Annotated in this window: 20 protein-coding genes; 2 read left to right on the top strand and 18 right to left on the bottom strand. The window is 47.0% G+C overall.

Going from position 1 to position 18,127, the window contains the following annotated elements; all coding sequences use genetic code 11:
- Positions 1-184: 184 nt before the first annotated feature.
- Positions 185-1,207, top strand: coding sequence for a PTS sugar transporter subunit IIC (locus KNO87_RS11455; RefSeq protein ID WP_214787346.1), 1,023 nt, complete (start codon positions 185-187; stop codon positions 1,205-1,207).
- A gap of 41 nt (positions 1,208-1,248) precedes the next feature.
- Here the strand turns inward: KNO87_RS11455 and pheT are convergent, their stop codons facing one another.
- The 9 genes from pheT to infC all read right to left on the bottom strand — a co-directional run bounded on the left by pheT (position 1,249) and on the right by infC (position 8,800).
- A complete protein-coding gene (gene pheT / locus KNO87_RS11460) occupies positions 1,249-3,624 on the bottom strand; it encodes a phenylalanine--tRNA ligase subunit beta (protein WP_214795677.1) in 2,376 nt (791 codons plus the stop codon).
- A gap of 12 nt (positions 3,625-3,636) precedes the next feature.
- A complete protein-coding gene (pheS, locus tag KNO87_RS11465; protein ID WP_214787342.1) occupies positions 3,637-4,659 on the bottom strand; it encodes a phenylalanine--tRNA ligase subunit alpha in 1,023 nt (340 codons plus the stop codon).
- Between the two features lie 302 nt (positions 4,660-4,961).
- On the bottom strand, positions 4,962-5,708 hold the full coding sequence (locus tag KNO87_RS11470; protein ID WP_214787340.1) for a TrmH family RNA methyltransferase: 747 nt from the start codon (positions 5,706-5,708) through the stop codon (positions 4,962-4,964).
- 1 nt (position 5,709) lies between these two features.
- On the bottom strand, positions 5,710-6,789 hold the full coding sequence (locus KNO87_RS11475) for a M42 family metallopeptidase (RefSeq protein WP_214795675.1): 1,080 nt from the start codon (positions 6,787-6,789) through the stop codon (positions 5,710-5,712).
- Positions 6,790-6,808: 19 nt separating this feature from the next.
- Positions 6,809-7,291 (bottom strand): dUTP diphosphatase, encoded by a 483-nt coding sequence (locus KNO87_RS11480; protein ID WP_214795673.1) that lies wholly within the window; start codon positions 7,289-7,291, stop codon positions 6,809-6,811.
- A 24-nt stretch (positions 7,292-7,315) separates the two neighbouring features.
- Positions 7,316-7,570 carry a hypothetical protein gene (locus KNO87_RS11485; RefSeq protein WP_214795671.1) on the bottom strand — a complete coding sequence of 85 codons (255 nt, stop codon included), beginning with the start codon at positions 7,568-7,570 and terminating at the stop codon, positions 7,316-7,318.
- Positions 7,571-7,656: 86 nt separating this feature from the next.
- A complete protein-coding gene (rplT, locus tag KNO87_RS11490; RefSeq protein WP_012726696.1) occupies positions 7,657-8,016 on the bottom strand; it encodes a 50S ribosomal protein L20 in 360 nt (119 codons plus the stop codon).
- Between the two features lie 28 nt (positions 8,017-8,044).
- Positions 8,045-8,239 carry a 50S ribosomal protein L35 gene (gene rpmI / locus KNO87_RS11495; protein WP_012726697.1) on the bottom strand — a complete coding sequence of 65 codons (195 nt, stop codon included), beginning with the start codon at positions 8,237-8,239 and terminating at the stop codon, positions 8,045-8,047.
- 30 nt (positions 8,240-8,269) lie between these two features.
- Positions 8,270-8,800 (bottom strand): translation initiation factor IF-3, encoded by a 531-nt coding sequence (gene infC, locus KNO87_RS11500; protein ID WP_074033409.1) that lies wholly within the window; start codon positions 8,798-8,800, stop codon positions 8,270-8,272.
- 340 nt (positions 8,801-9,140) lie between these two features.
- On the opposite strand from infC, the gene KNO87_RS11505 reads away from it, so the two are divergent.
- Positions 9,141-9,350: a hypothetical protein gene (locus tag KNO87_RS11505; RefSeq protein ID WP_012726699.1), complete on the top strand. Its 210-nt coding sequence runs from the start codon at positions 9,141-9,143 to the stop codon at positions 9,348-9,350.
- A 95-nt stretch (positions 9,351-9,445) separates the two neighbouring features.
- Here the strand turns inward: KNO87_RS11505 and KNO87_RS11510 are convergent, their stop codons facing one another.
- The 9 genes from KNO87_RS11510 to KNO87_RS11550 form a co-directional block, all read right to left on the bottom strand.
- Complete coding sequence (locus KNO87_RS11510) at positions 9,446-9,859, bottom strand: DUF2231 domain-containing protein (protein WP_214787332.1); 414 nt, start codon at positions 9,857-9,859, stop codon at positions 9,446-9,448.
- 98 nt (positions 9,860-9,957) lie between these two features.
- Positions 9,958-10,830: a DUF1002 domain-containing protein gene (locus tag KNO87_RS11515; protein WP_214787330.1), complete on the bottom strand. Its 873-nt coding sequence runs from the start codon at positions 10,828-10,830 to the stop codon at positions 9,958-9,960.
- A 104-nt stretch (positions 10,831-10,934) separates the two neighbouring features.
- Positions 10,935-12,878 (bottom strand): threonine--tRNA ligase, encoded by a 1,944-nt coding sequence (gene thrS, locus KNO87_RS11520; RefSeq protein WP_214782220.1) that lies wholly within the window; start codon positions 12,876-12,878, stop codon positions 10,935-10,937.
- Between the two features lie 298 nt (positions 12,879-13,176).
- On the bottom strand, positions 13,177-14,091 hold the full coding sequence (gene dnaI / locus KNO87_RS11525) for a primosomal protein DnaI (RefSeq protein WP_214787328.1): 915 nt from the start codon (positions 14,089-14,091) through the stop codon (positions 13,177-13,179).
- Positions 14,092-14,095: 4 nt separating this feature from the next.
- Entirely contained in the window at positions 14,096-15,448 is a 1,353-nt protein-coding gene (locus KNO87_RS11530; protein ID WP_214795669.1) for a DnaD domain protein, read from the bottom strand.
- Between the two features lie 40 nt (positions 15,449-15,488).
- Positions 15,489-15,956, bottom strand: coding sequence for a transcriptional regulator NrdR (gene nrdR, locus KNO87_RS11535; protein ID WP_012726705.1), 468 nt, complete (start codon positions 15,954-15,956; stop codon positions 15,489-15,491).
- 12 nt (positions 15,957-15,968) lie between these two features.
- Entirely contained in the window at positions 15,969-16,340 is a 372-nt protein-coding gene (locus tag KNO87_RS11540; protein WP_214787324.1) for a hypothetical protein, read from the bottom strand.
- A 112-nt stretch (positions 16,341-16,452) separates the two neighbouring features.
- Positions 16,453-16,839: an adenosylmethionine decarboxylase gene (speD, locus tag KNO87_RS11545; RefSeq protein WP_026825618.1), complete on the bottom strand. Its 387-nt coding sequence runs from the start codon at positions 16,837-16,839 to the stop codon at positions 16,453-16,455.
- 231 nt (positions 16,840-17,070) lie between these two features.
- Positions 17,071-18,102, bottom strand: coding sequence for a glyceraldehyde-3-phosphate dehydrogenase (locus KNO87_RS11550; RefSeq protein WP_214787322.1), 1,032 nt, complete (start codon positions 18,100-18,102; stop codon positions 17,071-17,073).
- Positions 18,103-18,127: the final 25 nt, after the last annotated feature.

Here is an 18,127-nt window from a genome sequence, read left to right on the forward strand (position 1 = left end):
GTTCAAACCCGTACATATGAACAGCCTGCTGATTATTATTCGACTGAGGGACTGAAATCGTTTTGTTCTTACAAACGACTTTTCAGGCCCTTGTTCCCGTGGTAATCGGACAGGCGCCTGTAGATGTAACCCGCGCCTATCCGAATCGGATAGGTTTTTTTATTGCTCTATAGACAAAGAGGAGATGATGGAAGTGAAGCAGTATATGATGGATCGAATGGTAAAAATTTCAGCAGGAATGGCAAACGCCGTACTCGTCACGCTCGGTGTTGGTCTATTGATTGAGACGATTGGTAATTTGACCGGGATTGCGATGCTCGTTCAAATCGGGCAAGTCGCTAAATCGTTGTTGGCTCCAGCTTTAGGAGCCGGCGTCGCCTTTCAACTCGGAGGCAATACGCTTATCTTGTTTAGTGCAATGATTGCCGCAACGATTGGCGGTGCCGCACTTAAAGCGACTGAAAGCGGTCTCGTCCTCGTACCTGGTCAACCGATTAGTGCGTTGATTGCAGCAGCTGCAGCAGTATGGCTCGGAAAACGTGTCCTCGGAAAAACAAAGTTCGATATGATGGTCGTACCCGTAACAGCGGTTCTCGGAGGCGGCATCGTCGGTGTGGCGGCTGCAGCTGTCACGACACCACTGATCAATTCAATCAGTCAAGGAATCACAGCATCTGTTGAAACATCACCCATTGCGACATCTCTTGTCATCGCCCTTGTCTTCAGTGTCATGCTCATGTCGCCGGCTTCGTCGGCCGCACTTGCCATCGCACTTCAGTTAGATCCGGTTGCCAGCGCTGCCGCATTGATTGGTTGTTCTGCTCAGTTTGTCGGATTTACATTGATGGCGTACCGTCAAACCGATCCAGGTGGATTGGTTGCCTCATTCTTCGTCACGCCGAAAGTTCAGTTCCCGAATATCATCAAAAACCCGAGAATCGTTGTTCCACCATTCATTGCTGCGATGATTTCTGCTCCGATTGCCACATTGATGTTCTCGCTTCAAGTTCCTTATGAAATTGCCGGTCTCGGACTTAATTCCCTCATTGCCCCGCTTCAGATTTTAGCGGTTCAAGGGATGGATGCGTTTCTCATTTTTACGGTAACCGGTGTCGTTCTTCCCGCACTCATTACTTGGGCACTTTATCGTGTCACAAGTCTTGTCGGTTGGACGAAGTTTGGTGACCTCGCACTTGAGATTCAATGAAAGAAAGGAGCGTTGTCCACATCGGACAACGCTCCTTATTTTTACGCTCGTACTTCAGCGCCGTGTGCTACACGGACCGCTTCAACGATTGTCTCATATGCTGCTGTTACTTCTTCATCTTGCAACGTACGTGTCGGGTCTTGGAACTTGAGTGAGAAGGCGATCGACTTCTCTTCTGGTCCGACATTCTCCCCTGTATACACGTCAAACAAGACAAGGTCAATCAAGAGTGGACCAGCCGCTTGGCGGATTGTTTGTTCCACTGCCCCAGCCGGAATCGAACGCGACAAGACGAGTGCCAAGTCTCGTGAAATCGATGGATAACGTGGCACGTCTTGATAAAGAAGGGTCTCTTCTCCACTAAGCGCCAATAGGTCGAGTTCAAATACATACACTTCTTTCATACCGTAAACGTCTTTTGACGTCCCTGGATGTACTTGTCCTACATATCCGATCACGTCACCGTTCATCAAGATGCTCGCCGTACGACCTGGGTGCATATCTGGCATAGATACCGCTTCATACGTGACATCGAGACGAAGTGTTTGAACTAACGTGTCGACAATCCCTTTCGCGACGAAGTAATCGACCGGGATTCGTGTACCTTGTGAACGATGATCCATCCAAAGGCCTGTGACGACACCTGCCACTCGTTCTTTTTCGCGTGGTAACGTATCACCATGCTCTGTATAGACACGTCCCGTTTCGTATAGTGCAACGTTCGCTTGTTGGCGCGCTGTATTGTAACGTGCTGCCTCCAACAATCCAGGAATGAGCGATGTACGAAGAACAGAACGCTCTTCACTCATCGGCATTGCCAGACGAACGAGCTGATCGGCTTGACCACCGAATCGCGTCGCATGTGCCTCACTCGTTAACGAGTAGGTGATTGCTTGTGATAAGCCGACACCTTGCAACAAGCGGCGTGTATTTCGGCGCAACACGTTGATCGCCGGCAAATATCCTTTCGAATGAGATGCAGGTAACGTCGACGGGAGGCTATCGTAACCGTATAGACGTGCCACTTCTTCCGTAATGTCAGCCGGAAGCTCTAAGTCAGGTCGACGGGAAGGGATATGAACGCTCAATACGTCATCGCCTTCTGTAGCAAGACCGAGACGCTCTAGAATGCGTTCGATCGTTTGACGCTCGAGCGTCATCCCTAAACGATTATTGATATAATCGACCGCGACCTCGATTTGACGAGCACGTGATTCTTTTTCACCAGACACAGTCGCTTCTCGAATGTCACCTCCACCAAGCTCCACAATTAATTGAGCGGCACGATCAAGCGCGAGCATAACACGCTCTGGGTCCACACCTTTCTCAAAACGAGCGCTTGAGTCTGAACGAAGACCGAGCGTTCGGCTCGTCTTACGTACCGAGGCAGGATCAAAGTAAGCGGACTCTAAGACGATATCTGTCGTTGAGGCATCTACTTCTGTGTTTGCGCCACCCATGACACCTGCGATTGCGACTGGCGCCTGACCATCTGTGATGACCATCATCGAAGCGTCGAGCGTACGTGTTACATCGTCTAGGGTAATCATCTCTTCTCCGTTTTCAGCCTGACGGACCACAATCGATTGACCGAGTTTTTTCGCATCGAACGCATGAAGAGGTTGACCGATTTCTAGCATCACATAGTTCGTCACATCAACAATGTTATTGATTGGACGAACGCCCTCGGCAATCAAAATATTTTTAAGCCATTGTGGAGATTCTGTGATTGTAACCCCTCGCACTTCACGCGCTGCATAATACGGGCAGTTCGGTGTAGCGAGCTCAATAGACACTTCAGATGCAGAAGAAGACGTGATGTCGGCCGTCGGTAACGTGTACGGACGCTCTAAGATGGCCGCTACTTCATGGATGATGCCATATAGGCTCAAGCAGTCCGAACGGTTCGGAGTCAAACCGAGTTCGATGACCTCATCATTCAAGTCGAGTAAATCGAGCACATCTGCCCCGACTTGAACATCTTCACGGAACGTATGAATCCCGTCTTGCTCATCTTCCCGAATTTGTTTCTTCTCGAACCCGAGTTCCTCAAGCGAACAAATCATCCCTTGAGATTCGACACCGCGAAGTTTCGCTTTTTTGATTTTTAATCCTGGTAAGCGTGCGCCAACTTTCGCTACGATGACGTATTGACCTTCACGTACGTTCGGTGCGCCACAGACGATTTGAACGGGATCACATTCCCCGATGTCTACTTTTGTCACGTTCAATTTATCCGCTTCCGGATGCTTCTCACATGAAAGGACATGCCCGACGACGATACCAGAAAGTCCTTCTCCACGGTTTGTGACACTTTCGACTTCAATCCCATTTTTTGTGATCAAGTCGCCAAGTGCTTCTCCACTCAAATCTGACACATCAATATATTGATTCAACCATTTTTTTGATAGTAACATCTGTCTTCCTCCTTAGAATTGCTCGATGAAGCGTAAGTCATTTGTGTAGAAGTGGCGGATGTCATCGACACCGTGTTTGAGCATCGCCATACGCTCAACTCCGATTCCGAATGCGAATCCTGATACTTTTGACGAGTCATAGCCTGCCATCTCTAACACATGTGGATGTACCATCCCGCCTCCGAGAATTTCAATCCATCCAGTTCCTTTACAGACGTTACAACCTTTGCCTCCACACTTGAAGCATGAAATATCGACTTCAACTGATGGCTCCGTGAATGGGAAAAAGCTTGGGCGAAGACGAATTTCGCGTGTTTCCCCGAACAATTGTTTCACGAACACCTCAAGCGTGCCTTTTAAATCTGCCATTGAAATCGACTCATCGACGACGAGCCCTTCGATTTGCATGAATTGGTGTGAATGCGTCGCATCATCTTCATCACGACGATATACTTTCCCTGGGCAAATGATGCGAATCGGTTTCCCATTCGCCTCTAACATCGTGCGTGCCTGTACAGGTGACGTATGTGTACGTAGCAAAGTTTCCTCGGTAATGTAGAACGAGTCTTGCATATCGCGTGCCGGATGGTCTTTTGGTAAGTTGAGCATTTCAAAGTTATATAAATCTGTTTCGACTTCAGGACCTTCTGCAATCGTATATCCGAGTCCAACGAATAAATCTTCCATCTCGTCGATGATTTGTTGCAACAGGTGACGGTGTCCAGGAGCCGATGTACGTCCCGGAAGCGTCACATCGAGCGTTTCCGCTTTTAACTTCTCTTCCAGTTCAATCGCCTTCACTTCTTCGATTCGAGCGTCAAGCGTACTTTGAATCGACGTACGAACCGTGTTCGCCAATTCACCAATGACTGGACGTTCCTCAGCGGATAGCTTGCCCATCCCACGAAGTACCTCGGTCATCGGTCCTTTCTTACCTAAATATTTGATTCGAACGTCATTTAATGATTTTTGTGTGGATGCCTGCTTGATTTCTTCAAGTGCTTCCATTTGTAACTGTTCTAATTGCTCTTTCATGTGTTCACTTCCTCCTCTACATAAAAAAGTCCCTTCAGTCGTTGACTGAAGGGACGAATCATCGCGGTACCACCCTACTTGGCCAATCATTGGCCCACTTGAGAGCATCGTTATCGAGATGCCAAACCGGTGTTGTCTCCAACACGACTCCAGAGTGAATTCAGCGACGATTCCGGCTTAGGCTTTCAGTCACGGCCTATGCTCCCTGAACGGAATCGGTTATTCGCTTACTATGTTCTTTCAACGTCATAATCTATTCATCGATGTGTTTAACCTATCACGTTTTTCACGTGCTGACAAGATTATTGTAAAGCGATGCGATACATTAAAATACCAGCAGCGACCGCTGCATTGAGCGATTCCGCCTCACCGAGTACCGGAATATGGACTCGGGTATCACAAAGAGCCAATACATCGGCATGTACCCCTTGTGCTTCATTTCCGATGACTAAGGCAATCTTATCCTCAAATGCTACCTGCTCATATGATGTCGCTTTCGAGAGGGCTGTCCCGTACACATGGAACCCTTCTTCTTTCAGTTCAGGTAGTTTATCAAGCAAATCAACCGAAGTCACATTCACGTGAAACAGGGAACCTTGTGTCGCACGAACGACTTTCGCATTGAACGGATCAACCGTTCCTTTCCCAAGGAGTACCGTATCAAATCCGGCCGCATCTGCAGTCCGAATCATCGTACCAAGGTTACCTGGGTCTTGCACTCGGTCTAACACGAGAACTTTCTTCATCTTGCGCTCGACCGGTGTCATCTTCACGACCGCAAACACACCTTGTGTCTTTTCTGTTTCCGACAAAAGATCAGCGACGTGATCAGATAATTCGAGAACCGGCATGTCCTCGATGCGCCACGTCTTTTTCGGTACGTATGATTCAGCCATGATGAGTTGTACAAGTCGACCTGCTCGAATCGCCTCATCGACCAGATGTTCTCCTTCTACGAGGAATTGACCGGTTTCTTGGCGTCCTTTTTTCGTCATCAATCGTTTTAATCGTTTAATCGTCTCGCTCTTCGTAGACGTAATCTTCGTCATATTATCCCTCTTTCAACCATTGGACCGTCTCGTGGTCTAAGCGTTTCGTCAATGCGACAACAAGTTCAATCGCTGCCTCGTAGTCATCTTTATGAATGATTGACACATTCGTGTGTAAATAACGTACAGGTACCGTCAACGCGATCGCCGGCATTCCAATCCCAGACAAATGGAATCGTCCTGCATCCGTTCCGCCTCCTGGTGTCAAATCGAGTTGGTATTTGATGTCGTTTTCTTTTGCTACATCGACAATGAGGTCGACGAGACGTGGATTCGTCACGGTCGTTGCATCAAAGAAGATGACCTGAACGCCATCGCCGAGCTTCGATAATCCTTCTGCAGGCGTCATTCCAGGTGTGTCACTTGGAATTCCTGTATCGACCGCAATCGCCACATCCGGTTGAATCAAGTTGGCCGCCGTGACAGCTCCACGTAATCCAACTTCTTCTTGAACCGTCGCTCCTGTAAAGACGACACCTGGGAACGATTCTTCTTTCAGACGTTTTGCAGCTTCAATTGCAATTGCACAACCAATACGGTTATCCCAAGCTTTCGCCATCAAGAAGTTCTCATTTTTCATGACCGTGAATTCGCAATGCGGGACGACCGTATCCCCCGGACGAATTCCCCATTCAGCCACTTCGTCTTTTGATGTCGCTCCGATATCTAAAAACATGTCTTTGATTTCAACTGGTTTTTTACGTGCTTCAAGTGGAAGGACGTGTGGTGGTTTCGCACCGATTACTCCTGGAATTTTCTCGCCAGAACGCGTCACCACATCCATTCGTTGTGCCAATAAAACTTGGTTCCACCATCCACCAAGCGCCTGGAAGCGTAGGAAGCCACCTTCCTCTATACGTGTGACCATAAAACCGACTTCATCCATATGACCTGCAATCATCACACGGGGACCTTCTGTGTCTCCTGTCACTTGACCGAACAAACTTCCAAGACCGTCTTGTTTAAACGACTCGACATGTGGTTCAAGATATTCACGCATCAATTGACGGACTTCACCCTCATTTCCCGGGACGCCAGTCGCGTCTGTCAGGCGTTTTAACATATGTAATGATTCATTCATCCCAATCCGCTCCTTTTCATTAATAGCCTAATCGCTGTCGCTCATGGTTCACTTCATTTTTATTCATATACGCCATGATGATCAGCTGCTCGTTGAAGCCAAGCGTATATCCTAGTTCAAGATACGCTGCCATCAGCGTCTCGTACATCGCTTCTGTTTTCGAAAGACCAAAGTTCGTCACTTTTCGATAAATATCTAAAAAAGCATCAGTCGCATCAAGATATGAGCTTCCCGCAGGAAATGCGTCTCGTTCATACCCAAGCGCAAGGCCGAGTGACAGTAAGAAATGAATGCCGTCTACATATTCTTCTAAGATCACATCTTGAGGCGACGGTCCTTTCTTCGACCAAAACTTAAAGCTACGTGTTTCGTTAGCCAGTTCACCGAGCTCGACAAGCAGCGCCAGTAACCGTTCATCAAATTGATTGCCGGATAATCCATGTTGTTCTTTGATCCGCTCGTCTAATTCGCGCTGCCGATCAAACAATGTTGTCCAGTTCACCGGATGTTCCTCCTCTATCTCCACTTATAGCAGTACTAAAATCATTAAAGACCAGCCTACCGCTAAAATCAATACTTGTAATTGAAGCAATTTTGGGGCATGAACGGTCTTTTTGCGTGTCAAATGGAGACCGAACAAGGCACCGATGGCTCCTCCCGCATACGCGTATAGCACGTTGAAATCACCATCGCCGTGCGTATAACGCTTTGCCTGAAAATAGGTATAAACGTTCAAGACAATCAGAGCAAGGGCAACGATTGCGACAACCGATTGGTTCATACGATTTCCTCCTTCTCTTAATTCTAAGAAATTCTGAAGAAAAAAGAAAGCGCCGAGAGAATGTCTCGGCGCTTTCGATTGAACGATTACGCGTTCAATTTTGATTTAGCTGTTTCAGCGAGTGACGCGAATGCCTGTGCATCTGTCACAGCAAGCTCAGCAAGCATCTTACGGTTGATGTCGATTCCTGCAAGCTTGAGGCCGTGCATCATACGGCTGTATGAGAGACCGTTTGTGCGTGCTGCCGCATTGATACGTGTGATCCAAAGACGACGGAAATCACGTTTCTTCTGACGACGGTCACGGTAAGCGTACATGAGTGACTTCATGACCTGTTGTTTTGCTACTTTAAATAGAATGTGTTTCGAACCAAAGTATCCTTTGGCAAGTTTAATTTGCTTTTTACGACGTTGACGAGTCGTATAACCGCCTTTTACGCGTGGCATATGGATTCCCTCCTAAATTGTTTCTGTATTACTTCGCGATCATGTTGCGAATGCGTTTGAAGTCTCCAGCTGATACGATAGCGCCTTTACGGAGCTTACGTTTCGCTTTAGTCGATTTGTTTGCGAACAAGTGACTTGTGTAAGCGTGTGAACGCTTGAGTTTACCTGATGCTGTACGTTTGAAACGTTTTGAAGCACCGCGGTGCGATTTCATTTTCGGCATGAGTATTTCCTCCCCACTGAGAATCGATGATTAATCTTCTTTGTTCGGAGCCAGCACTAAGAACATGCTGCGTCCTTCCATCTTCGGCTTTTGTTCAACTGTTGCCAAATCGGCACATTCCGCTGCCATTTTGTCCAAAACACGTTTCCCGATTTCCGAGTGTGTGATGGCACGTCCGCGGAAACGAATCGAAGCCTTCACCTTGTTACCTTTTTCAAGGAACTTGCGTGCGTTACGCAATTTTGTTTGGAAATCGTTGTCCTCGATTGTTGGACTGAGACGTACTTCTTTCATTTGGATGACTTTTTGGTTTTTACGCGCTTCTTTCTCCTTTTTCTGGAGTTCGAAACGGTACTTCCCATAATCCATAATTTTAGCGACCGGTGGATTCGCTTTATCCGCGACTAAGACTAAGTCTAGTTCCGCTTCTTCAGCTAAACGTAACGCATCGTTACGCGATTTCACACCGAGTTGTGCGCCGTCTGCGCCAATGAGACGTACTTCACGGGCACGAATGTTTTCGTTGATAAAGAGCTCTTTGCTAATGGTTAGCACCTCCATCGTGCAATTGCACGAGATTTAGATTGACAAGACAACATGGCAATAAAAAAAGCGTCGGCAGTTTCCCACCCACACATCAGTTGAGGTCATAAAACGGCAGACGATGCCGATTGAACCAAGAACTTGATGGACCTGCCTGATGTTTTTCAGACGAGGTGAAAAGCGGGTGCTTCTGCTTTGTTGTTTTTAATCACTATGTCATCTTAGCACTAGCAGGAAAAGATGTCAAGATATCGCGCATGAATAATTGGTAGCTCACACTTTTATGATGATACCAGTCATTCCCTCGTTTCGCAATACCTTTTCAAAGGGAATAATGAATTACAAAGGAGGGATTTACATGAACTGGCGAAAAGACGTCTCGCGCGAACATGACTATCACGACCAAGTTCAGCAGATTGTCAGCAAGACCATGCAAGCACACGGCTTAGAGGATGAGAAGTTACAGGCCGTGTTAACGGACTTATTGGAAGAGATGAATCGTATCACATTGAAAATCGTCGATGATCACGAGTCGGCTCAAAATTATATCCATAAAAGATGGTACTAAGCGAATCCAGTTGTACAATCTGATCGCTCTTTCATCATGCGTATATAAATATTAAACGTCCGCTCCACAATCAAGGAAACGGACGTTTTTTGTATTTACTGTGCATACACCATTTGACCACCGAGGTGACCGGCGTAAGCAAGGAGTCCTGCTCCAATGAGTGCGATCACGAAACTAAGTGTGGTCCACAGCTTCCCTTTCGCACGATATCCGACAGCAAGCAAAACAATCGTGATGCCAAACGCAATCAAACTATACAAGGCAAAATGTTCATGGTTTTCAATCATCGCTTCTGTGACCGAAGGAAGATTTGCTTCTGCATACTCCTCGGCACTATCACCGGATAGAAAGGCGACCCCACCTGAAAGTAATCCCGCAACGAGTGTGACGAGTGCAAACAGTCGAAAACTTGTCCATTTGAAACTGAGTAAAATTAAGAACGTCCCAAACAATAGTAGACCAATCGGAGCGTGCACGAGCAATGGATGTAGCGGGACCCCACCGAGCATAACGATTCCTCCTTAATAATTGGATAATAGATGAGAGTTATTTACCCAGTTCAATGATGTTTATATCCACTTTTCTATTTTTCCACAATGACACACAATCAATTCGTGAGCGATTTAAAGAAGTTGCTGATTGCTTCGAACAATCTCGCGAAAAATCCTTGCACTTCCTCTTGCTCAAGGAAAGCTTGTACGTCTTGACCCGCATCTTTTAATCCGTTACTGATTGCAGACCAGTCAAGATTTGCTTGTTGCATGTTCTCAAACAGCGTCGTCAATTGGTCGAGTTGTGCTTCGGATAATTGAACGTTATTTTGGTTCAGTACTTGAATGACGATGTCACGAATCTCAATGTTCGTCTCCGGCATCTGATTCGCAATCTCGGCTTTAATCTCGTTCATGAGACCTGCTACGTCCTCTTGACCGACCGTCTTTCCGATTTCAGACGTGACCGCCAACTCTTCTTGCGCAAGCTCTTTGCGCTCTTCAGACAATTCGATTCCCGTTTCGGCTGCTGTTTGATCATACGCCTTCATGATGCCTGTCAGAGCGGATGTCCCTGTCACGTTAATCGGTGACGTGATATAGATATCGGCATCCGTCACACCTGCCGTGACAAGCGCGTTCGCATACATATCCTTCGTGACCCATGTCACATTTTCAGTTTGAATATCAAGACCGGTACCGTCCGTCAATTTGATTCGTGCGGATGAATACATCCCGCCTCCACGTTGCGCTTGTGGGACAGAATCTCCCAAATATTTTTCTTCATCCGCGGCCGTTGTGATAATCGGTTCGATTCCTTCCGGCGCGTCCATACGCTCGAGTACCCATTTTTGTTGCTCCGAAGATAGCGACTCCCCGAGTGTGACGATCGTGTCGTTGACGATTGCCTCCGCCCCGACTTTCGGAAGTGCTCCTGTAAATGCGACTGCTCCAATAGTAAGTGCCAATACTGGCTTCATATAATTCATTCATTATCACTCCTTATGTTTACGATACGTGGAGACGCTTAAATACACATCCGTCTATAGACCGAAAAAAGGCCACCTTTCTAGATGGAAAGGTGGCCTTTCACTTAGCGTGAACGATTCGCAATCTCTTCTGTGAGCGATGCGATGAACTCGTCAAGTGATGCTGAAACTTGTTCTTGTTGACCGTAACGGCGAATGTTGACTGCGCGCTCGTCACGTTCTTTGTCTCCAAGAACGAGCGTCATCGGAATCTTCTTCATTTGTGCTTCGCGAATCTTGTAGCCAAGTTTTTCATCACGAAGGTCCGTTTCCACCCGGACACCACGTTTGACGAGTTCCGCTTTCACTTCAGCAACGTACTCATCATGGACGTGTGATACTGGAATCAATTTGACTTGTACCGGTGCGAGCCATGTTGGGAACGCTCCTTTGTACTCCTCAATCAAATATGCAACAAATCGTTCCATTGTCGAGACGACACCACGGTGCAAGACGATTGGACGATGGTCTTTTCCGTCTGGTCCTGTGTAAGTCAAATCGAAACGTTCCGGAAGCAAGAAATCAAGCTGAACTGTCGAAAGCGTCTCTTCTTTCCCGAGCGCCGTGCGTACTTGCACGTCGAGTTTCGGTCCGTAGAATGCCGCTTCCCCTTCCGCTTCGAAGTACGGAAGTTCGAGCTCGTCCATTGTTTCTTTCAACTGGCTCTGTGCCATTTCCCAAATCGCATCGTTATCGAAGTACTTCTCTTTATCGGCAGGATCGCGATACGAGAGACGGAAACGGTAATCTTTAATACCAAAGTCAGCGTACACTTCTTGAATCAAGTGAACGATGTCTTTGAACTCTTGTTTCATTTGTTCTGGTGTGACGAACGTATGCCCATCATTCAACACCATGTAACGGACACGTTGAAGTCCTGTGAGTGCACCTGACATCTCGTAGCGGTGCATCCCACCAAGCTCAGCGATTCGGAGCGGAAGCTCACGGTATGAGCGTGGCTCATGTTTGTAGATTGTCATGTGGTGCGGACAGTTCATCGGACGAAGGACGAGTTCCTCATTGTCCATCTCCATTTTCGGGAACATGTCATCTTGGTAATGATCCCAGTGCCCAGATGTCTTGTACAAATCGACCGATCCAAGCACCGGTGTATATACGTGTTGGTATCCAAGTTCGAGCTCTTTATCGACGATGTAGCGCTCGACCGTACGACGGATCGATGCACCTTTTGGAAGCCACATCGGAAGACCTTGACCGACTTCTTGTGAAACGAAGAAGAGATCGAGTTCTTTTCCGAGTTTACGATGATCGCGTTCTTTTGCTTCTTCAAGAAGACGCAAATGCTCTGCGAGTTGTTCTTTCGTCGCCCAAGCCGTTCCGTAAATACGTTGTAACATCTTGTTGTCAGAGTCGCCACGCCAGTACGCGCCAGCCACGCTCATCAATTTAAAGATTTTCAACTTTGAAGTCGATGGAACGTGTGGTCCGCGGCAAAGGTCGAAGAATTCACCTTGATGATAGATTGTAAGTGTCTGATCGGCAGGAATATCCTCGATCAACTCGATTTTCAGCGGGTCTCCCAACTCTTTATAACGAGCGAGTGCTTCGTCACGCGAAACGACTTCACGAGTGATTTCTAAGTTTTCATCGACGATGCGTTTCATCATCTTCTCAATCTCGGGAAGATCTTCCTCATTGATTCGTCGGTCCATTTCAATATCGTAATAGAATCCGTTCTCAATCGTCGGTCCAATCCCGAGATAAATGTTATTCTCTTCGCCATACAGACGTTTGATTGCTTGTGCCATCAAGTGTGCCGACGAGTGACGCATCAAATCGAGACCGTCCTCTGAATCTGGCATGACGAGTTCGATTTTGCCATCTTGTTCAATCGGACGACGGTAGTCGATGAGTTCTCCGTCTAATTTTGCTGCGATTGCCTTTTTGCGAAGTCCCGGGCTAATTGAGCCTGCGACGTCTTCTGCTGTGACGCCAGCATCAAATTCTTTTACCGCGCCATCTGGAAATGTCAATTGAATCATGTACATCTGTCCCCTCTCAAAAATGAATATAAAAAAAGCCCATCCCTCAAAAAGGGACGAGCTTTGATTCTCGTGGTACCACCCTCGTTCCCAAGCAAAGTGCTTGGCTCGAACACACGATAACGAGTGTGAATCGCCGCACGATTGACCCGTACGGTGCTCTGAGGGAGTAAATGCATCGTCGTCGTTAGGAAGCTTCCACCACCCTTCCCTCGCTAAAACTCGTCTCGATGATCCATATCCTCTTCTATGCATCACTTATATGGTTATTAGTATAGTCAACTCATCCAAGAAAAACAATCCTTTACCGACGGCGATTTTCACCCTTTAGTTCGATTTGTGTCGTCGTCGTTGAAATGCGCTGCATGAGACGCTGCGCTTTCATTTTATTTTGTGCGGATCCATCGATTGAAAAGTGCGTCTCGAGTTCTTCTCCACTAAAGTTTGAACTATATAACGTCGGGAGTCGGTGCATCATCCGATATTGAAGAATGATGCCGAACAACTCGTCTCGTACCCACGGACTGATCGCCTCTGCTCCGATATCATCAATCAATAAAACCGGCACGTGTTGAAACGACGTTAAAAACGAATCGAATGAGTCGGTACGGATTTTTCGTTTTGCCTCTGATACAAAGCCCGGAGCGTGGACCAAGATTGTCTCGATATCCGCCACTTTCAATTCATTGGCAATGGCGGCGAGTAAATACGTCTTCCCGACACCGAAGCTACCGTGCAAATAGAGTCCGTTCACTTTTTGTTTGGACTTCATACCCGTCACGAAACGCATCGCTTCTCGAAGCGCAATCTTACGTGCATCATCTGCCCAGTCGAACGACTCGAAGCTCGCCTCACGAACTTCTTCCGGTAAGAACAGGCTCTTAAACTTTCGATCCATCTCTTTTTGTCGTCGTCCTTGTCGGTGAGCGACCGTCTCTTCATAACGAATCGCAATCTGACCAAGATCGACATAGAGCACCGGTTGATGCCCAGGGATGACGGCCTGTTCCTCGATGAACGTCTTCCCGTCCATCTGTTCGGCATACTCACTCAGTTTCGTGAACCCAATCTCAATCGCTTTCTCATCTAGTTCAGGATGAGCGTTTAAAAAGGCGATCACGCCCGGATGGTTGAGTGTTCGTCTGCGAATCGACTCATACGCTTCCCGGACTTCTTTTCGATTCATCAACTGCGATAATGACTGGTTGATACGTTCCATCCCCTCACCCCTTCTCTTTCAATTCATTTAATAGTTTCACGAGCTCCGCGTCATCAGGTACGGAAGATTCCAATTCTTTCTTCCGTGCCTGATCGTAAGACCGCTGTTGTTTCGCTTCATCTTCTAGCCATTTCGGCATCTCACCTTGTTGGGGTTTCCGACGCGACCCGACAGTCGTCCGCTGCACATTTTCACGTTTTTGCTGTTTCTTCTCAATCAATGCATCTTGTGTTTCTTCGCGTTCTAATGCTTCTTTTGCGTTCGTATAGCCCGCAGTCTTCCAACTCGTGGCGATGCGGAGGACATAGTTCTCGCTCAGACGCGTCTGCTTTTTCACTTCGATACAATAATAGAAGAGTGCATTGATCACACCTGGAGCGAGTCCGAGCGTGTCGACAAGTTCGATGACTAATTGTTCGTCACTCTTCGATAACTGAGGTGTCTTCCGTAGTGTCGATACATATTGATGAGGATGAGCCGCTTCCATCACCTCAGGGTCATGAAGATCTCCTAGTTTTGTCTGTTCGAGCTCCACCGTTTTCTCTTTCCGATGACGCGTCTGTTTCTTCTTCAACTGCAATACCATCTGACGACATCCGTCCCGTTTCTCTTGCTCACTGAGCGGAAGATACGCTTCGTGGACGAAATATTCTTTTAACATTTCTGCCATCGTCTCTTCATCGAGTTGAGACACGTAAGCGAGTTTTGTGATGGTTTCGTCTAATTTTTTTGTGAAGAATCCGACCGGGAAATTCGTCAGTTTCTTCACAATGTCCATATCGAACGAATAGTTGATTTCAATCTTCGCACGGTCTGGTTTTTCGTAATTCTTTTGTGTGAACGCTCGATGATTGACACCTTTCACGTCAAATACTTCATTAAAGTCTTTTGTCACCTCGACGATTCCTGCCGGTAAAGGGTCGATGGTAAAGCGTCCTTGCAATTGTTTAAATCGCACTTCCCCAACTTTATAGAAGAGGAAGCTAGACAGTAGCCCATCATTTAAAAAAGTATGCGGTGCGAGCGGGACACGCAACTGATAAACGTATTGTGTCAAGCGAGCATCTTTCGTTTTATACGTTCTGACCAACCCGATTGCCTCTAATCGAAAGAGACTATCCGTCAATTCATTGATCGAGTAATCCAACATTTCACACAAGGCACTATGTGACATATAGTTCGACTTCATCTTCCCTGGTTTCAATTCGCTCCACAGCGTCTGGTAAAGTGCGAGCGCCTTCACACCAATGACAGGTTGATATAAATGATAGAGGGACTGATACGATTCACGGTCGACAAGACCCGTACTCATGATTAACAGTTCGTCCGTCCCAAAGATTGTACGTTCTTTCTCCATAGCTCTCTCCCCTGAAAAAGGGCGACCAGCAGGCCGCCCTTTAGTTGGTCGAATTTTCTTGCTTCATTAAATCTTCAAGTTCTTTAAAGAATACCGTGATGTCTTTGAATTGGCGATAAACCGAAGCAAAACGAACGTATGCGACTTCGTCGACACGTGCGAGTTCATTCATCACCAACTCACCCACTTGTTCACTCGGGATTTCCGACTGTGCGAGGGCACGGAGTTGCTGTTCGACTTTTGTCACGACTCCTTCAAGCTGTTCGAGGGTGACCGGTCGCTTTTCACACGCACGAATGATTCCGCGCAGCACTTTTTCACGGCTGAACTCTTCTCGATTTCCATCTTTCTTCACGATAATGAGCGGAGTCTGTTCCACCGTCTCAAAGGTTGTGAATCGATACCCGCATTTTTCACATTCACGACGACGTCGAATCGAATAATGGTCTTGCACCGGTCGGGAATCGAGCACTCTCGTTCCATTGTGATCACATTTCGGACAACGCATGCTCAAGCCTCCTTATCGTTCGACAGATTTATTTCCAATAGCACGAAGCGGGAATTGTTGTGTGAGCGCCTCATAATAGTGCGTGATGATTTGTGCAAGGTCTGCACCAAGTCGCTGTTCACGATTTAACGTGAAGTCGACCGCTGTACGACCACCGTCTACTTGCACGATTGTAATGAGCCCGTCCCATCCTTCACCAATAAATGAGAGTTCGCCTCGATTTGAATCAATCCGGCGTACCGTTTGACCATTCGATTGAACCTGACTTTCTAACCATTGTAAGATTGCGTTCGGAGATGCTGCGTAGTAACGCGTCCGAAGCGTTTCATTTTTATGTGTGTCTTTTGTTTCGATATGTGTTTGTAACTTATCTAACAGTCCCATAATCCACCTCAACGCCTGAGTTATATACGTTAAGCATATCAAAATTAAGGCGACAACAAAACAATTAAAAGGGCTGACCGTTAAACGGCCAGCCTCAAAAGGTTCTTCAGAATTATTTAGTTAGTGCAACTTGTGCTTCTGGAACACGAATCGGTCCCATCCCACGCTCAAGTTTCACATCTTCACGTACTTTTGCATCCAAACCTTCGGCGATGTATTGCGATGCCGTAGCTGGATCGATTCGATCTCCACATGTGAACACGTCAACTGACGCGTAGCCATGCTCTGGGAAACTGTGAATCGTTAAGTGTGATTCTGAAATGATGACGACTCCACTCACACCGTGCGGCGCAAATTTGTGGAAAGCGACTTCGCGGACTTCAGCGCCCGAACGAAGAGCAGCATCGACGAACAAACGCTCGATGTAGTCGATATCATTCAATTTGTCGGGATTGCACTCCCAAAGTTCTGTAATAATGTGACGTCCCATAGTATCCATATTAGTGGATCCCCCTTTACATCAATGGTCTCAAAGTAGTTGATGATCACTCACTTTGTGCCTGAATCGCCCACAACCACGGGGGCAAGTTAGTCCTAAGAGGTCCTAACCCTTTAAGCTGCGTTTGTCAGACCAATTGAAGTTCACGAAACTGAGTGTAACGTGTTTGGGACGTCGTTACAAGACATTTGTTTAAAAAAATCAGAAATATTTTTTAGAACGTAATATTTTTTAGGCGTGTGTTTCTTGTTGTCCGATTTGAAGGTAGCTCGCCACCATATCTAACAAGTCGACGACACGGCACGAATAGCCCCACTCATTGTCATACCACGCGAGCACTTTTACATGATTTCCGCCGAGTACCATCGTCGAATCCATATCGATAATTGACGAGCGATCGTCTCCATTGAAATCAATCGATACGAGTGGTTCATGAGAAACACCTAACACGCCCGTCATCTCTCCAAACGCTGCACGTTCAAACGCTTCATTCACCTCATCGACCGTGACGTCACGGTGAAGTTCGACGACTAAGTCGACAAGTGAAACGTTCGGTGTCGGGACGCGAAGTGCCATTCCGTTCAATTTGCCTTGAAGTTCCGGCATGACGAGCCCGATTGCTTTAGCCGCCCCAGTTGATGTCGGGATAATGGAACTGCCACAAGCACGCGCTCGACGTAAGTCTTTATGCGGGTTATCAATATTATTTTGGTCGTTCGTGTACGCATGAACAGTCGTTACCAAACCTGTTTCAATCCCGAACGTTGAATGCAATACCTTCACGACTGGACCTAGACAGTTTGTCGTACACGATGCATTTGAAATGATATGGTCTTCTTCTGGGCGATAATCCCGATCGTTGACCCCCATCACGATCGTACGTAAATCCCCTTTACCTGGTGCAGTCAAAATCACTTTTTTTGCACCTGCATCTAGATGTAGCTTCGCTCCGATATCAGAGTTGAATTTCCCCGTCGCCTCGACAACGATATCGATACCAAGTTCTTCCCACGGTAAACGTGATGGATCACGTTCTGAGATCAGTTCAATTCGTTTCCCATCAACTTCAAGCGCGTCCCCTTGCGCTCGAACTGTTAATCCGAATGGTCCGTGAATCGAATCGTGTTTGATGAGATGAGCGAGCGTTTCCGCAGGATAACTCGCGTTGATTGCCACAACTTCATGACGTCCTTCGAGCATCAATTTCCGGAATACCATTCTCCCAATTCGACCGAATCCGTTAATCGCAACTTTTGTCCCCATGCTAAATCCCCCTTTTTCTACATTA

It is taken from the genome of Exiguobacterium sp. s34, from assembly GCF_018617435.1.
In the GTDB taxonomy this organism is placed as follows: Bacteria; Bacillota; Bacilli; order Exiguobacteriales; family Exiguobacteriaceae; genus Exiguobacterium; species Exiguobacterium aestuarii.

Coding starts and splice junctions, on each gene's coding strand:
- KNO87_RS11455 (WP_214787346.1), top strand. CDS start 185: ATGATGGAAGTGAAGCAGTATATGATGGATCGAATGGTAAAAATTTCA.
- pheT (WP_214795677.1), bottom strand. CDS start 3,624: ATGTTACTATCAAAAAAATGGTTGAATCAATATATTGATGTGTCAGAT.
- pheS (WP_214787342.1), bottom strand. CDS start 4,659: ATGAAAGAGCAATTAGAACAGTTACAAATGGAAGCACTTGAAGAAATC.
- KNO87_RS11470 (WP_214787340.1), bottom strand. CDS start 5,708: ATGACGAAGATTACGTCTACGAAGAGCGAGACGATTAAACGATTAAAA.
- KNO87_RS11475 (WP_214795675.1), bottom strand. CDS start 6,789: ATGAATGAATCATTACATATGTTAAAACGCCTGACAGACGCGACTGGC.
- KNO87_RS11485 (WP_214795671.1), bottom strand. CDS start 7,570: ATGAACCAATCGGTTGTCGCAATCGTTGCCCTTGCTCTGATTGTCTTG.
- rplT (WP_012726696.1), bottom strand. CDS start 8,016: ATGCCACGCGTAAAAGGCGGTTATACGACTCGTCAACGTCGTAAAAAG.
- rpmI (WP_012726697.1), bottom strand. CDS start 8,239: ATGCCGAAAATGAAATCGCACCGCGGTGCTTCAAAACGTTTCAAACGT.
- infC (WP_074033409.1), bottom strand. CDS start 8,800: ATGGAGGTGCTAACCATTAGCAAAGAGCTCTTTATCAACGAAAACATT.
- KNO87_RS11505 (WP_012726699.1), top strand. CDS start 9,141: ATGAACTGGCGAAAAGACGTCTCGCGCGAACATGACTATCACGACCAA.
- KNO87_RS11510 (WP_214787332.1), bottom strand. CDS start 9,859: ATGCTCGGTGGGGTCCCGCTACATCCATTGCTCGTGCACGCTCCGATT.
- KNO87_RS11515 (WP_214787330.1), bottom strand. CDS start 10,830: ATGAATTATATGAAGCCAGTATTGGCACTTACTATTGGAGCAGTCGCA.
- thrS (WP_214782220.1), bottom strand. CDS start 12,878: ATGTACATGATTCAATTGACATTTCCAGATGGCGCGGTAAAAGAATTT.
- dnaI (WP_214787328.1), bottom strand. CDS start 14,091: ATGGAACGTATCAACCAGTCATTATCGCAGTTGATGAATCGAAAAGAA.
- KNO87_RS11530 (WP_214795669.1), bottom strand. CDS start 15,448: ATGGAGAAAGAACGTACAATCTTTGGGACGGACGAACTGTTAATCATG.
- nrdR (WP_012726705.1), bottom strand. CDS start 15,956: ATGCGTTGTCCGAAATGTGATCACAATGGAACGAGAGTGCTCGATTCC.
- KNO87_RS11540 (WP_214787324.1), bottom strand. CDS start 16,340: ATGGGACTGTTAGATAAGTTACAAACACATATCGAAACAAAAGACACA.
- speD (WP_026825618.1), bottom strand. CDS start 16,839: ATGGATACTATGGGACGTCACATTATTACAGAACTTTGGGAGTGCAAT.
- KNO87_RS11550 (WP_214787322.1), bottom strand. CDS start 18,102: ATGGGGACAAAAGTTGCGATTAACGGATTCGGTCGAATTGGGAGAATG.